The 14785-nt window shown below is 57.7% G+C and carries 11 protein-coding genes; 3 read left to right on the top strand and 8 right to left on the bottom strand.

The genetic code is table 11. From position 1 onward, the window contains the following. Positions 1–62: 62 nt before the first annotated feature. From NQF86_RS08125 to NQF86_RS08090, 8 genes are all read right to left on the bottom strand, one after another. Complete coding sequence (locus tag NQF86_RS08125) at positions 63–2495, bottom strand: mechanosensitive ion channel domain-containing protein (protein ID WP_266117142.1); 2433 nt, start codon at positions 2493–2495, stop codon at positions 63–65. Positions 2496–2724: 229 nt separating this feature from the next. Beyond that, a complete protein-coding gene (locus NQF86_RS08120; RefSeq protein WP_266117141.1) occupies positions 2725–4011 on the bottom strand; it encodes a tetratricopeptide repeat protein in 1287 nt (428 codons plus the stop codon). Between the two features lie 3 nt (positions 4012–4014). After that, the gene (locus NQF86_RS08115; protein WP_266117140.1) at positions 4015–4455 is read right to left on the bottom strand and encodes an ExbD/TolR family protein; all 441 of its coding nucleotides are present in this window, start codon (positions 4453–4455) and stop codon (positions 4015–4017) included. A 117-nt stretch (positions 4456–4572) separates the two neighbouring features. Further along, the gene (locus NQF86_RS08110; RefSeq protein WP_266117139.1) at positions 4573–4995 is read right to left on the bottom strand and encodes an ExbD/TolR family protein; all 423 of its coding nucleotides are present in this window, start codon (positions 4993–4995) and stop codon (positions 4573–4575) included. Positions 4996–4999: 4 nt separating this feature from the next. Further along, positions 5000–6049, bottom strand: coding sequence for a MotA/TolQ/ExbB proton channel family protein (locus NQF86_RS08105; RefSeq protein ID WP_266117138.1), 1050 nt, complete (start codon positions 6047–6049; stop codon positions 5000–5002). Positions 6050–6231: 182 nt separating this feature from the next. After that, entirely contained in the window at positions 6232–6924 is a 693-nt protein-coding gene (locus tag NQF86_RS08100; RefSeq protein WP_266117137.1) for an energy transducer TonB, read from the bottom strand. 590 nt (positions 6925–7514) lie between these two features. Then, positions 7515–8646 (bottom strand): peptide chain release factor 2 gene (prfB, locus tag NQF86_RS08095; RefSeq protein ID WP_266117136.1). Its coding sequence is split into 2 segments (ribosomal slippage): positions 7515–8576 and positions 8578–8646, totalling 1131 coding nucleotides; the frame shifts between segments, so codons are not numbered across the junction. 39 nt (positions 8647–8685) lie between these two features. Next, a complete protein-coding gene (locus NQF86_RS08090) occupies positions 8686–11244 on the bottom strand; it encodes a penicillin-binding protein 1A (RefSeq protein ID WP_266117135.1) in 2559 nt (852 codons plus the stop codon). A gap of 173 nt (positions 11245–11417) precedes the next feature. Between NQF86_RS08090 and rph the strand changes: the two genes are divergently transcribed. The 3 genes from rph to NQF86_RS08075 all read left to right on the top strand — a co-directional run bounded on the left by rph (position 11418) and on the right by NQF86_RS08075 (position 14642). Further along, entirely contained in the window at positions 11418–12143 is a 726-nt protein-coding gene (rph, locus tag NQF86_RS08085) for a ribonuclease PH (RefSeq protein ID WP_266117134.1), read from the top strand. Further along, on the top strand, positions 12140–12760 hold the full coding sequence (gene rdgB, locus NQF86_RS08080; RefSeq protein ID WP_266117133.1) for an RdgB/HAM1 family non-canonical purine NTP pyrophosphatase: 621 nt from the start codon (positions 12140–12142) through the stop codon (positions 12758–12760). The genes rph and rdgB overlap by 4 nt, the downstream gene beginning before the upstream one ends. A gap of 160 nt (positions 12761–12920) precedes the next feature. Further along, positions 12921–14642 carry an alginate export family protein gene (locus tag NQF86_RS08075; protein ID WP_266117132.1) on the top strand — a complete coding sequence of 574 codons (1722 nt, stop codon included), beginning with the start codon at positions 12921–12923 and terminating at the stop codon, positions 14640–14642. Positions 14643–14785 lie beyond the last annotated feature (143 nt).

The raw sequence follows: 14785 nt of genomic DNA, 5'->3' as shown, positions 1-14785 counted from the left end.
TTCATGCCTGATCCCCGTCCCGGCATTGCCGGAACGAGAGGGAGGACGAGCAAGGCTGTTGTTTAGTCCTGCTTATCCGTCACTTTGGCGGAGGCTGCATTGCCGATGAGTCTGTCCAGAGCAGGCCCCTGAATATCCACGACTTCACGGGGATACTGGATACCGGCTTTTTCGAACCGTTTCTTCATACGGCGGTTGAACTCCCATTCCACGGTCCAGCGACCGGCATTCGTGGTGGGATAGACGCCCTTAACAGAGACCGAGGACTCACCAATGGCAGACACACCCCACAGGTCGAAATCTGCAAGGATGAGGTCTTTGTAAGGAGCTTCATTGCGCATTTCCTTACCAATCTCGACCAGAATGGCCGCCACCTGATCCGTGTCACTGTCGATATCTACCGTGGCGAGGATCATCGCACGGGAGAAGTCACGGTTATAGTTGGTCACCTGGCTGAGAGAGCTGAAGGAGAAGATGTTCATTGAGCCATCATTGGCACGGACATGAACAGAGCGCAGGGACAGGCGTTCAATCACGCCATAGGTGCCATTCAGCGTTACGCTGTCACCGACTGTCAGGGCATTTTCCAGCAGCAGGAAGATACCGCTGATGAAGTCCTGAACAAGCTTCTGCGAACCAAAGCCAAGCGCCACACCGAAGATTGACGCACTGGCAATCAGCGGCCCTGTGTCGATGCCCAACTGGGACAGAACCGTCAGCCCAATGATAACAGCCAGAACCAGAAGGAACAGGATGCGGAACATTGGTGTCAGTGTCTGGAGGCGGGCGATACGGATCTGCACGTCCCGGCTATCATCTTCACCAAGACGGCGGATGTGGTGTTCTATGGTCACATTGGCCACTTCCCAGGCGAGAACACCGATAATCAGTGCCACCAGAATGGTAATGGCTGCCTGGAAGATACGAGGCCCAAGCGTATTATGCCCGAACAGCATATATACGGGGGCACCCCATGCCAGCGCCAGCGCCAGAATGGTGAGCACGGCCATGATGATGCGGATGATGACCGTTGCTGCCGGGTAGTAGCGGCGGATGCGGGCCAGTGTTTCCTCATTGAGTTTCCAGCTGTCCAATGCCCGCATAAAGCGCTCCAGCCCACCATAGGACAGGATGCTGATGATACGGACAGCAACCAGTGCCACCATTGTGCGGATGAAAAGCTGGAGAATCAGCTGGTACCCGCCTGCAATATCAGCCGCCCAGACCAGCCATACGGCGAGATCAAAGAACAGTGCTACGACCCACCAGCTGCGGGACACCAATGTCATGACAGACTGGAGGCGGTGATTAGTCGCACCAATATGCTGGCAGGTATGCTGCACCCTCTTGCGGGAGCGGATAATCATGACCGCCAGGAAAAGATGGACCACCAGCAGCAGGATCTTCTGCAATCCGTTGGACACGGGGGCCGGAAGTGTCATGGCATGGAGAACGGATAGCAGGGAAAAGCCCCAGGCAAGAATCACACCGATCCGCCGGAAATAACGGAAGATGAAGCTGGAGGAGCTGTCACGCAGAATACTGAGCCGCAGCCATGGTGTTTCCGGTGCCAGGAAAATGCGCAGGATGATCGTCCAGACACCAAGACCAATACCGATCAGCCAAGCGATGCTCCAGATGGCATGACCAGCTTCCGGGATGAAGGCGGGGTCCAGCGTTTCAATCAGCAGGGCGACCAGCGGGAAGGTCACGATGGTGATGAGTTCCAGAAAGGCGCAGGCCAGCGTGTAGGGCGCACGGCGCAGGCAGAGCATGAGCTGCGTGAGTGCCCCCTGATGGCGGAGGCTATCTTCGGCACTGGCCTGTGCAGAGGCAGCATCTTCCTTGATGTTCTCTTTTCGGGTTGCGGCCTCTCGCACGGTGCTTTCGGCGGCTTCTTCAGCTTCTGCACGGGCTTGGCGCAGTTTCTCGGCTTCATGGTGGAAGACCTTGTGATCGTGCGTCTTCGCCATGTTGCTGATGCGTTTATAGAGCGGCAGAAGCAGGAAGCGCATGCCGTAGAACAGCAGGTAGCTGCCAATAAGCATGACGATCACGCGCAGGGTGATCTGTGCAATATTGGTTTGCAGAGCCGGATTGCGGATCAGGTCATGAACCCATGGTCCGATGGCACCGAAATCAATGATGTTCTGATGCAGGATACGAAGCTGCTGGAGAGCCCGGTCACCAAAGGTCGCCAGATTGTCACGGGCCAGATCAATGATAGATGTGTGCGCTGTTGTCTGCTGGGCCTGTGTCAGATTCTGGAGTGTTGTCAGAAATTTCTGACGCTGGGCATCATCACTTAGGACTGTGATGAGCTGATGGGCCTGATCGGCAGACAGGCCAGTGCCAGCTGGCGTGGAGGCAGCCGGGGTGTCTGCATGGGCTAGTGTAGGGCTGAGCAGAGCCAAGCAGGCCAGTAAAAAGGCTGGCAATAGCTGGCGCAGACCCAGACCGGCCCCCCTTATGGGGCGCAATATTCTGTCAGTCATGTGGATATGTCTCTCCAAAGGCGATGGAAATGAAATGCTCTGGCGCCCTTCTCTCAAAACATTTGTGCGATTTTAAGACAAAGTTTCATGAAAAGGATTTTAATTTCTGCAGGTCAGCGCATCTCGCTGAAAGGGAAAACGTCATGCATGCCGCTCTCCCTGCATGATCTGAGCGGAGAGAGCGGTATCGTTTTCCATGCTGGACCTGATGGTCCGGTTGGGAGGTGTTTTAGTGGGCCGTTGGGCGGGAGGAAAGCTGTACAGCCCAGAGCTGAGCCAGATTATTGGCGGTACCATCTCCATCCATGCCGCTGAGGAGCTGAATAGCTTCCGCATTACGGCCGCCATCCATCAGGGCCATGCCAAGCGTCAGCTGAGCCAGAGCTGGCTGATGGGGGTGCTTTGTCAGCCCTTGCTGCATCAGGGCAATCCCCTGATTGACCTGCCCGTTAAGGACGAGATTATACCCTGCTGTCAGAGAAGGGCCAGCATCGGGAGAGGCTTTAGCTTTCTCCACGGCGGCAGGCAGGTTGGTGCGGGTTTCTACGGCACGCTGGGCCACAAAGGCCCGGAAATGGGCCTGTGCGGCTGCATCAGCCCCTGTGCCCAGAAGGTGACGGGCATAGCCTTCATCCAGTAGGTTCAGGGCGAGCTGTGGCAGTTCCATCTGTACGGCCCGTTCGGCCATGTCCTGAAATTCTGCCGGGCTGGTGAGCAAGCCGGTGCTCAGGCGCAGCCGTTGCAGGTTGAACACCATGCGAGGCGTGAGGGAACGGTCCGCTGTCAGATCATGAATCAGCATCTGCCAGTATTGCGGATGGGCATGATATTTCACCAGCTTGACGTAGGTGCTCGTCTTGCCAGCGCTGTCATGCAGCTGATCATAGGCGGTCGCTATCATCTGGAGCTGGTTTTCTGCCGGAATCTGATTGGCCTTCTGATCGGCAGCGAGGATGGCATGACCAGCTTCGACTACGCCCTTCCAATCCTGCTTCAGATAATGACACTGGAGCAGGAGGGTCTGCATCTGCTGGTTGGGGCCTGCTTCCTGAAGATACCGGCTGGCGGCCTGAGCTGCTGCATCATAGTCACGCACGCCATAGGCCATGCTGGCCTGTGCCATGAGCATCTGTTGCCGTGCGGCTGGTGTTGTGCGGCTGCTCTTGATGAGAACGTCATAGGCCTTCAGGGCTGCAGGGACATTACCTGCCTGACTGGCCGCTGCTGCCCGCATCTGGGCGATGACGTAGCTTTCATAGTCGCTCTTATTCGCTACGGCATCGGCAGCATTGACATATTCCAGAGCCTTGGCAGCGTGATGGCTGGCCAGTGCGGCCTGAGCCTGTTGAAGCTGCTTGCCGACATCTGGCCCCAGCTCATCTTCCGCCTGTGCTGCATTGACGAGCAGGCGGGCAGGGGAAACGGCAGAAACAGCGGGAAGGCAGGCCATGGCAGAAAGGCCGAGCATCCCGGCCATAAGCCATTTATGTGAGTGTTTCAGATGCGGCAGGCTCATGGCTTACTGTCCTTCTACATACTGGTCCAGACCGACAATGCCGAGCTTGGTCACACCAAGGCGCTGGGCATCGGCCATGACATGGGCCACGGTTTTATAGGTGGCAAGACGATCGGGACGGATATGGATTTCCGGCTGTTCCCCCGTGGCAGGATGCACGGCCTCATTCAGGCGGGCCTGAAGATCATCCTCGGAGGTGATGGGGGTGTCATTCCATGTCAGCGTGTTATCGTAATTGATGCTGATGGTGGCGACCTGCGGCTGGACGGTAGAAGGTGGTGGATCACCCTGTGGCAGGTCAATCGCCACGGAATGGGTCTGGAGCGGGATGGTAATGATGAGCATGATGAGCAGCACCAGCATCACGTCAATCAGTGGCGTGGTGTTGATGTCGACAATGGCTTCATCTTCGTGGGTGGGTTCTGCACCGACGTTCATGGCCATGAAGAAATCTCCAGAAACGGTCTGCCCCGGATGAGAGACCGGCAGGAGCCGGACGGGGAGAAAGAAATAACAGCTCTCCTGCCTCTGGTGAACAAACCGGAGGCAGGAGAGAAAAGGTCAGTCGTGTGGCTGCTCCGTGATGAAGTCCACATGCTGGATGCCCGCTTCTTGACAGGCAGCCACGATCTTGCCGACCGGCATGTACTGGGCTGAGCCGTCACCACGGATCTGAATCTGTGGCTGTGGCTGCATACGTGCGGCTTCCATAAGGCGGCTGATGAGCTCCTTGTGGTCGCTGATGGGCTGGGTATTCCAGTAAGTCTGCCCATCAGCCGTTACAGCCAGCACGATGTTGCCCGGTTTGGTCTGGGTCGGCTGGTTGCGGTCCACCGGCAGCTTGACCTTTACGGTATGCGTGGCCACCGGAATGGTGATGAGGAAGATGATGAGCAGCACCAGCATGACGTCAACGAGTGGTGTCGTGTTGATGGCTGATACCACCTCGCCATCATCACCTATGTCTCCGGTGTTGAATGCCATGATCTCAGACCCGTTCGTTGGTTGTTGTGGTGGTCGGGCTGTTATCCTTGACGCCTTCGGCAAAACCGGCCTCATGGCGATAACCACCGATCAGGACGGAATGCAGGTCAGACCCGAAGTTGCGGACCCGGTCCATAGCACCCTTGTTGCGGCGGACGAGGAGGTTATAGCCCAGCACGGCAGGGACGGCAGTGGCCAGACCGATCGCTGTCATGATGAGGGATTCACCAACCGGACCGGCGACCTTATCGATGGAAGCCTGACCGGCAATCCCGATAGCCGTCAGAGCGTGGTAAATACCCCAGACCGTACCGAACAGACCGATAAAGGGAGAGGTGGAGCCCACCGTACCAAGGAAGGCCAGCCCACCCTGAAGGCGTGTATTGATGGTCTCCAGCGCACGCTGGATGGACATGGCTGTCCATGACTGGAGGTCGATGGAATCCCGCATGGAGCCTTCATGATGACGTGCAGCAACGATGCCCGTTTCTGCAATGTAGCGGAAAGGGGAATCGGCCTTCAGTGTCTGTGCGCCATCCTGAATGGTTTTCTGTGTCCAGAAGTTCTGGTTGACGGCTCTGGAGGCACTGAACAGGCGTGACTGTTCGATGAACTTGCTGATCATGATGATCCATGTCCCCAGAGACATGATGGCCATAATGAGCAGCACGCCACGGGCGATGATGTCACCGTTCTTCCACAGTGCGCCCAACCCGTAGGGGTTTTCCTTGGGGGCTGTCTCGGCAGGTTTGTCGCTCACCGGTGTGGCTGTGACGGGGGTGCCACCTTCAGCACCGGCCGGGGGTACGGCAGGGGTGGTGCCTGCGGGGGCAATGGCGGGCGTTGTGCCAGCTGGAGGGACAGCAGGTGTTGCCCCAGCGGGGGGCTGGGCTGACATCGTAGCCCCGGCTGGCGGAACGGCGGGTGCGGCATCCTGTGCGAAAGCAGCGGAGGCCAGCGGCATGGCTGCCAGAGTCAGGGCCAGGGCCGTGCCATAGACAGCGCGCGCCTTGGGCGCAGCAGCAGTTACGGGGAGGCGGAACAGTCTGGTCATGAAACCCATATCCTTGTCTAAAAAGCACCCGTTCTGAGGTGCGCCTGCGGGAGGGGAGCCTCCCATGTCAGTTTTCCCTTTATTCCTGCCATTCATGGCTGGATGGGACAATGTGAAAACGGTCTGCTGCCTGTTCCCTCAAAGGTGTTTATGAGGGGGACAGGGACAGAATGATGCTGGCTTCAGTCGTCACCGAGGGTGAAGTCCACATGCAGGACGTGGTTATGTTCCACGACCGGCTGCCCTCCAACCACGGCAGGCTGATAGCGGACGGCGGAATGCTCGAGGAAGTCTAGAGCACTCTCGGCGAAGTCGTGCCCACCTTTGACATTCAGCAGCTTACAGTTGGCGGGTCTGCCATTGGTGAGAATGTCGCAGGAGGCCGTTACGGAACCTTCACGGTTTTCCTCCTGTGCTTCCTCTGGATATTCCGGGCGCACATTATTGATAGGCGTAGCCCCAGCAGAATGGTCATTCTCGGATGAGCTGGTGTTGGAGCTGGCCGCCGGTGCCGCCGTGGAAGAAGACTGCGCCGGAGCAGACGGTGCAGGCTGGGTGACGGCCGCCTTCGGTTTGGGCGCCTTCTGATGGCTGTGCGTGATCGGCGGCTTTGGCGGTGGTGCCACCCTGATCTTTGGCGGAGGAATATAAGGCGGCGGCGGTTGGACCATCACCGGCTGAGGTGGTGGTGGGGGCGGCGGCGGAGGTGGTGCCTCCGTAATAACCCGTGTCTGGATAGGCGGATGTGCGGGCGCAGGCTTTTCCGCCCTTGTGAGGGTCAGGGCATAGACCACCAGTCCGATGGCCAGAAAAGCCACGACAACAGCGACTATATAGTCTGTCGGCTTGCGTTGCTGGACGGCATAGCTTCTCATTCTAGAACCTTCTTACCCTTTTCCCACGCCGTCTGATCTGGCGTTGTTTTTGGCAGAGCGGATCTGCCAGTGTGACTGGTTCCTCCACATGAGGGCAGTGCCCATACAGGTGGGAGGGGACGATGTGTGCCCGTGTCATACGGTGTAGGGGCAGCGCTGACCTATCTCCCACGGAGCGCCATTTTCCGGAGGAGAGAGCCAGCGGATCAGCCCGGGATTACTCCCATGCTGCTCTCTTTACCAATGGCCCAAGCTGCCCCTTGGATGCAAGTAGTGTTATGCGACTCTTTCGCAGGTTCTTTTGTGGATAAAAAAGGGTCGTGATGTGGATATTTTTTCAGTCTTTGTCAGGATCAGCAGTTTTCTGCACTTTTTTGGGTAAAAATCCTGTTGAAGACAGGGATGTATCTGTGAATTGTTTTGGTTGGTCGTCCCTATGAAAATAACAGAAATTTTTGGTCAAATGGCAGGATTTCTTCATAAGTAACGTCATGCTGTCGTGAAAATGACAGAAATATGACGATGAAAAAGGGGCATGATCCTGTTCGAGATCATGCCCCTTCCTGTCGGTAATCGTTCTATCGCTGGCCTTACTGAGCCGTAGCGCTGGCCTCGGACCGTGTGGCGCTCACACGCTGGGCCAGAGAAGCAGCCATGAACTCATCCAGATCGCCATCAAGAACGGCATCAGGATTGCCCTTCTCAATGTTGGTCCGCAGGTCCTTGACGAGCTGGTATGGGGCCAGAACGTAAGAACGGATCTGATGACCCCAGCCAATGTCTGTCTTGGCGGCTTCGGCAGCAGAGGCCTCAGCTTCCCGCTTCTGAAGTTCAGCCTCATAGAGGCGGGCTTTCAGCATTTCCATGGCCGTGGCCCGGTTGCGGTGCTGGGAACGGTCCGTCTGGCAGGCCACAACGATGCCGGTCGGGATGTGGGTGATACGGATGGCAGAGTCTGTTTTGTTGACGTGCTGCCCACCAGCCCCGGAGGCCCGGAACGTATCCACCCGCAGGTCGGAATCGATGATCTCGATCTCGATGGAATCATCCACAACAGGGGAGATATAGATGGAGGCAAAGGAAGTCTGCCGCCGTGCTGCGGAGTCGAAGGGGGAGATGCGCACAAGGCGATGCACCCCGGCTTCCGTCTTCAGCCAGCCATAGGCGTTGGGACCGCTGACGAGGATGGTGGCGGATTTCAGTCCGGCCTGCTCACCTTCGCTGCTTTCCATCATGGTCACTTTATAGCCGTGCTTTTCGGACCAGCGTGTGTACATGCGCAGAAGCATCTCTGCCCAGTCCTGTGCCTCCGTACCACCGGCACCGGCATTGACCTCAAGATAGCAGTCATTGCTGTCAGCTTCGCCAGAGAGCAGGCTTTCTGTTTCACGCTGTTGGGCCTGAGCGGCGAGGCTGCGCAGGGTGGTGAGCCCCTCCTGCACGACAGCCTCGTCATTCTCCATCTCGGCCAGCTCGACAAGGTCCAGCGTGTCCTGCACATCGGCTTCCAGAGCCTCGACCCCTTCAATCTGATTGGCGAGCATGGTGCGCTCACGCATCAGTTTCTGGGCGGCGTCCGGATTATTCCAGAGCTCCGGGTCTTCAGAGAGATGATTCAGTTCGGCAAGGCGTGTTTTGGCGACATCCCAGTCAAAGATGCCTCCTCAGCAGTGCCACCGACTGCTTGATCTGTTCGGAGAGGGCTTCGGTCTCAGCCGACATCAGGCGTTCTCCTGTTTCCTTCAGGTTAGTGTTGCTGCCTTAGTATAGACCACCGACACCAATGTCACCTCCCTCTGCCGGGTTTGCCTGCCCCTGTGTCGGGGAAGCCGGCGTGGTGGTGGAGTGAGTGCCTGCGCCGCTATCCAGTGAATCAGGTTTGCCAGAGTGGTCGCCTGTGGGAGCGGAGCTGGGCATATCTGTTTCGGAATCAGGGATCATATCCGCACCAGTATCGGCAGCGGTAAGGGCTTGTGTTCCAGCACCAAAGCCATGCAGCGGCACGGAAGCCCCAGGAATCTGATCGGTCTTGAAAGCATCAATGGCCCGGATGCGCCCGGTATCATACTCTGCCAGCGTGACGCCGTCTGGCACGGGGAATTCCAGCCGGGGGCGGGTGGCGAAGACGGCTTTCATGATGCCATTCCAGATGGGGCCAGCCAGATGCCCGCCTGTCTCGTTCTTGCCCAGACTGCGGGGGGCGTCATAGCCGATCCACACCACGGTGACGGTATCGGGTGAGAAACCGGCGAACCATGCGTCATGATAATCCTGACTGGTGCCGGTTTTCCCGGCGATGGGCCGGTCGATTCCGACACCAGCCCGCACGCCAGTCCCACGGGCGATGACATCCCGCATCATGGTGGTGATCTGGAATGCGCTCTGGGGTGAGGCCAGAACCGGGCGACCATCATGAATGACGGGCAGGCCGTTCTCGGTCGTCACCGTGCGCTTGTTGGCCTGATTGCGCCAGATGATGGTTCCATCCGGGTTCTGGATGTAGTCGATCAGACTGGGGGTGATGCTATGGCCCCCATTGGCAATGGCGGCGTAGGCTCCGGCTTCCCGCAGGACAGTGGTTTCCACAGCACCGAGGGCGGCAGGCAGGTAAGGTGGCATGTTATCGACCATGCCAGAGCGCACGGCCATGTCGCTGACAGCCTTCATGCCCAGATGGGCGGCCACACGGATGGTCACGAGGTTGCGGCTTTCCCGCAGAGCATCATGCAGGGTGGTAGGGCCCCAGTTATCATGCTCGTAATTCTGCGGCTTCCAGTCCCCGAAACTGATGGGGGAATCCTCAAAGGTTTCGGAAGGGGAAATGTCCCGCTCCATGGCAGCCAGATAGACCAGCGGCTTGAAGGAGGAGCCCGGCTGCCGCTGGGCCTGCGTCACACGGTTGAACTGGCTCTGCTGGAAGGACCAGCCCCCCACGAGGGCAAGGACACGCCCCGTATGGGCATCCAGCGTGACGGTTGCTCCTTCCACCAGTGGAATCTGTTCCAGTGCGGCGGATCCATCATCCTGTGGCTCGATCATCACGAGATCGCCCGTCTGGAGCGGATGGGTGCGGTGGCTCCATGTTTCGTCTGTCTTACGGAGTGCGGCTGTATGGGCCTCATGATTCTTTACCCAGCCGACACGGACACCCGGTTCGGAGGAAAGGACAACGGCAAGGCGCCATGTAGAGAGCATCCCGGCTGGATTTTTCTGCTGGCTCATGCTGGTTTGCCAGTCCGCCATGGCGGCGCTGTCAAGACGGCCTATAGCACCATGCCAGCCCTCATGAGTACGGGCATAGGCCATCAGCCCTTCCCGCAGAAGTTTCGTACTGACCTGCTGAAGATGCGGGTCCAGACTGGTATGGACATCCAGCCCACCCTCGGTTGTCTGTTCCTCACTATAGAGGGATGTGAGCTGGCGGCGTACTTCCGCAGCGAACCATTCGGAATTGGCAAGAGGGCCGAAGCGGACCTGCCCTTGCGGCACGAGCGGTTCCTGCTTGGCCTGCTGGGCCTCGTCCATGGGGATGGCGTGGGTTTCGCCCATTCGGTCCAGCACCCAGTTGCGCCGCCACATGGCAGCCTTGGGGTGGAGGAACGGGTTATAGTTGCTGGGCGATTTGGGCATGCTGGCAAGCATGGCGGCCTCAGCATCGCTCAGCTGGTCCAGCGTCTTGTTGAAGTAGGTCTGTGCTGCCGCTTCGACCCCGTAAGCACCGTTCCCCAGATAGATGCCATTCAGGTAGATTTCCAGAATACGATCCTTGGAGAGCGTATGCTCGATCCGCATGGCGAGCAGGGCCTCACGGATTTTCCGGTCGATGGTCAGGCTGTTATTGTTCAGCAGCATGACCTTGGCCACCTGCTGCGTGATGGTCGAGGCCCCCAGTGGCCGTTTCCCCTGATGGGTGAGGATGCTGACAATATCCGTCACGCCCGCCCGCAGCATGGCCAGAGGGTCCACACCGCCGTGGGAATAGAAGTTCTGGTCCTCCGCGGCGATGAAGGCATTACGGACAAGGGGAGGAATAGCCCGGATGGGCACATAGATGCGCCGCTCGTGAGACAGCTCGGCCATGAGCTGGTCGTCAGACGTATAAAGGCGGCTGACCACGGGGGGTTTGTAATGCTGGAGAGCGTCCACGCTGGGCAGGTTGGCGCTGAGATGGGCATACATGCCTACACCGGCAAGAATAGTGCCGGAAATGGCCAGTGTACCAAGGCCGAGGGCAGCCCCCATCAGAAACCGCCAGCGGCGGAAACGGGGTTTCTGGGATGGTGAGGGCGGGCTGTCTGGCAGCATGGGGGAACGCTTCATGCCCTCCCTATAACATGGCCTGCAAAAGAACGGGAAGAAGCAGCCTGTTGCCTGTTTTTTGCGCGTGGGGATGGTCGGCAGGGCAGGGGCTGCCTATGGTGGTGTTCCGGCATGAGGGGCGTGCCCAGCCTGCCTCATGTGAATTTTCTGCAAAGTTTTAAGGATCATATTTCATGTTTGACCGCCCTTCTGGCCGCACGGATGATGCCCTTCGCCCGGTTACGATCGAGACCGGCTTTTCCACCCATGCGGAAGGTTCTGCCCTGATTCGTGTCGGAGGGACGGAAGTGCTCTGCACGGCTTCGGTTGAGACACGTGTGCCGCCGTTCCTGCGGGGGCAGGGTCAGGGCTGGGTGACGGCAGAATATGGGATGCTCCCCCGTGCGACTCACACCCGTGGTTCCCGTGAGGCTGCCCGTGGCAAGCAGTCCGGCCGCACGCAGGAAATTCAGCGTCTCATCGGCCGCTCTCTGCGAGCCTGCGTGGACCTCAAGGCTCTAGGCGAATGCATGATTACGCTGGATTGTGACGTGCTGAATGCCGATGGCGGCACACGTTGCGCTTCCATCACCGGGGCGTGGGTGGCACTGGCCATCGCTCTGGAAGGTATGGGCAAGTCTAAGGCTCTGACGGGGCAGGTTGCTGCCGTGTCCTGTGGCCTGACTGATGCTGGCCCGGTGCTGGATCTTGATTATGAAGAAGATAGCAGCGCACAGGCTGATACCAATTTCGTCCTGACGGCTGATGGCGGCATTGTGGAGATTCAGGGCACGGCTGAAGAACGTCCTTTCCGTCCCGAGGAGTTCCAGATTCTGTTTGATCTGGCCCAGAAGGGGACGAAGGCCCTGTTCGCCGTGCAGAATGAAGCTCTGGCCAATCGAAAGAGAAGCGCAGAATGAGCGGACAGAACGGTACCCGGTGTCTTGAACGTGGCAGTGAGATTGTTCTGGCGAGCCATAACAAAGGCAAGCTGCGTGAGTTTTCGCTGCTTCTTGCCGAGAGCGGCATCACCGTCCGCTCGGCTGCCGAGCTGAATCTGCCAGAGCCGGAAGAAACAGCGACTGACTTTGAAGGCAACGCCCTTATCAAGGCAGAAGCAGCAGCCAAGGCAACCGGCCTGCCTGCATTGGCCGATGATTCCGGTTTCTGTGTTGCTGCACTGGATGGCAGGCCGGGTGTCTATTCTGCCCGCTGGGCAGGGCCGCAGCGGGATATGACACTGGCAATGAGCCGTGTGCATGAGGAAATGCAGGCCAGCGGGTCAGATGATAAAGCGGCATCCTTTGTAGTGGTGCTGTGTCTGGCGTGGCCGGATGGAACTCATCATTTCGTGCGGGGAGAGTGCCGGGGGCAGGTCTCATGGCCACCGAGAGGGGAGCATGGCCATGGTTATGACCCGATTTTCATCCCGGAAGGGGAAAGTCGCACCTTTGCCGAGATGGCTGAAACGGAAAAGAACCGTTTCAGCCATCGTGGGCAGGCCATGACGCAGTTCCTGAAGGACTGTGTGGGCTGATCGGTCATCCTAGAGCAGTCAGGTGCAGAATATGATGCACCTGACGAGGCCGGATGAAGTGTGACAGTTTTTTGATAAAAACAATTCACGTCTTCACAATGGGAATAAAAGGATATTTAATAGTAAATAACTATTTTAAATTGTAGTAAATGGATACTCCATGCAGACAGGCAGGCAGTCGTGGTGCGTGACGAAGCGGAAGAAGCCGGACCTGTTTGTGGCAGGCTGTGGTGCTGTCTTGCCGGAGAAGAAACGGTGGGTGCCGTGGGCGTCAGCGGCTTTAATGGCTTCTGTTTTTCTGGTGGGGCAGAAGCGGGCAGATGCTCAGATTGCTGAAAAAGTCCCGCCAACCGTGGAGACCATGCCGGGGGCGGGGGTGATCGGTCAGCCACGCCGTATCCCGGCAGAGCAGAACCGTTCCCGTAAGCGGCATCAGGGGGACTGGGGGGCTTTCAACTGGGGCAATGGTGAGTTTGCCGGGTTCGGGCCAGTCGGTACCTACGGGGCCGCTCCATGGGCCGAAGACTGGAGCAGCAAGAAAGACCCCAAGAACCGCACGGATTTTCTCGACCCGCTGAAGGCCATCCGTCTGAATGAATCCGGCAGCATCTGGCTGTCCCTTTCCGGTGAATCCCGTATCCGCAACTGGTATGAATCCAACCCCCAACTGGGTACGGCGGGCAAACAGCATTCTGGCCGGTTTACAGTGCGTAACCTGTTTGGTGCTGATCTTCATCTGGGGCAGCATTGGCGGGTATTCGGCCAGCTGAATAATGGTGAGGCTGCAGGCTGGAACTATTATGGCTATAACAGCACATGGCGGCGCAGGCTGGGCGTGCAGCAGCTTTTTGTTGGTTATGAACGTAAGCTGCTTGGTGCAAAAACCGGCGTTATGGTCGGGCGGCAGCAGTTTCTCGATGCTCCGTCATGGCTTGTTTATATGCGGGAGACGCCCAACGTCCCGCTTTCATGGAATGGTGCCCGTGGCTATGCCATGTGGAACCGGATCAGGCTGGACCTCTATAATTTCGTTGGTACGCAGGTGACGAAAGATACCATCATGGGTGGCGGCTTTGATGATGGCACCCGCCTTTATGGGGGAAATATCGGCATTGCCCTGAAGCCGTTCTCCATTGCGGGGGAGCAGGTTCATTCCTTTCTGGACCTGTTTTGGATGGGCTTTCATTATGGTGGGAAGTCTGCCGCCGTGGCTCTGTATAAAGGGTCGCAGGCAGGAACGCAGACACGCCAGAATGGCGGGTTCCGTTGGTACGGGTCGGCGCCATCTTTCGAGTATGAGCTGGGGGGCGTGTATCAGGGGGGACGGTTCCACCCCGGCAGTTCTACAGTGGCCAGTCGTCCCGTGAGTGCATGGGCTGTGCGGAGTGTTCTGGGCTGGCGCCATTCATCATCTTCCCTGCATCCCTTTCTGGGTGTGCAGGCTGAGGCCTATAGCGGAGGTGACAACCGCCGGAAGGAAGGAACAGTCGGGACATTCTCGGCGCCCTTCTCGCCTCGTAATGGCACGTTTGACCTCACCCGGACGATTGCCAGAGCGAATATCATCAGTGCAGGGCCGCTTGTGAGCATTGCGCCTCGGCCTTTCATGAATATCCGCATCAGGGTGCCTTACCTCTGGCGGCAGAGCATGAATGATGGGCTCTATAATTCCTCATCGCCTTTTTCGTTTCTGTCTGGGGCTAAGCTGCGACAGGCAGGGAGAGCTGTAGGGTGGCAGCCACAGGGGCAGGTGCAGTTCCAGCTTCAGCAGCATATTAATTGGCAGATTGATGGTGGTGCGATTCTAATGACCCATCGTATGAGACGGGCCGGGGGACAGAATGGCACCTATATGCTCTCGACCATCACGCTCCGTTTTTAAAAATAACTTTTTTAGATAGTAAATTGTGAGAGTCATTTTCCTCTCGCTTTCATTATATATTTTTGGCTGTTTTCCAAGGGATTTTTGTGTGTTTCATATATAAACAGAGCTTATAAATATATGTTTATGTCATAAAAAAGTGA

The organism is Bombella pluederhausensis, from assembly GCF_026385525.1.
GTDB classification, from domain to species: Bacteria; Pseudomonadota; Alphaproteobacteria; order Acetobacterales; family Acetobacteraceae; genus Bombella; species Bombella pluederhausensis.
Note: the sequence above shows the minus strand (reverse complement) of the source record. Positions and strands in the feature narration are given on the sequence as shown.

Bases quoted from the DNA above. Each gene is read 5' to 3' on its own strand.
- NQF86_RS08125 (WP_266117142.1), bottom strand. From the start codon at position 2,495: ATGACTGACAGAATATTGCGCCCCATAAGGGGGGCCGGTCTGGGTCTG.
- NQF86_RS08120 (WP_266117141.1), bottom strand. From the start codon at position 4,011: ATGAGCCTGCCGCATCTGAAACACTCACATAAATGGCTTATGGCCGGG.
- NQF86_RS08115 (WP_266117140.1), bottom strand. From the start codon at position 4,455: ATGGCCATGAACGTCGGTGCAGAACCCACCCACGAAGATGAAGCCATT.
- NQF86_RS08110 (WP_266117139.1), bottom strand. From the start codon at position 4,995: ATGGCATTCAACACCGGAGACATAGGTGATGATGGCGAGGTGGTATCA.
- NQF86_RS08105 (WP_266117138.1), bottom strand. From the start codon at position 6,049: ATGACCAGACTGTTCCGCCTCCCCGTAACTGCTGCTGCGCCCAAGGCG.
- NQF86_RS08100 (WP_266117137.1), bottom strand. From the start codon at position 6,924: ATGAGAAGCTATGCCGTCCAGCAACGCAAGCCGACAGACTATATAGTC.
- NQF86_RS08090 (WP_266117135.1), bottom strand. From the start codon at position 11,244: ATGAAGCGTTCCCCCATGCTGCCAGACAGCCCGCCCTCACCATCCCAG.
- rph (WP_266117134.1), top strand. From the start codon at position 11,418: ATGTTTGACCGCCCTTCTGGCCGCACGGATGATGCCCTTCGCCCGGTT.
- rdgB (WP_266117133.1), top strand. From the start codon at position 12,140: ATGAGCGGACAGAACGGTACCCGGTGTCTTGAACGTGGCAGTGAGATT.
- NQF86_RS08075 (WP_266117132.1), top strand. From the start codon at position 12,921: ATGCAGACAGGCAGGCAGTCGTGGTGCGTGACGAAGCGGAAGAAGCCG.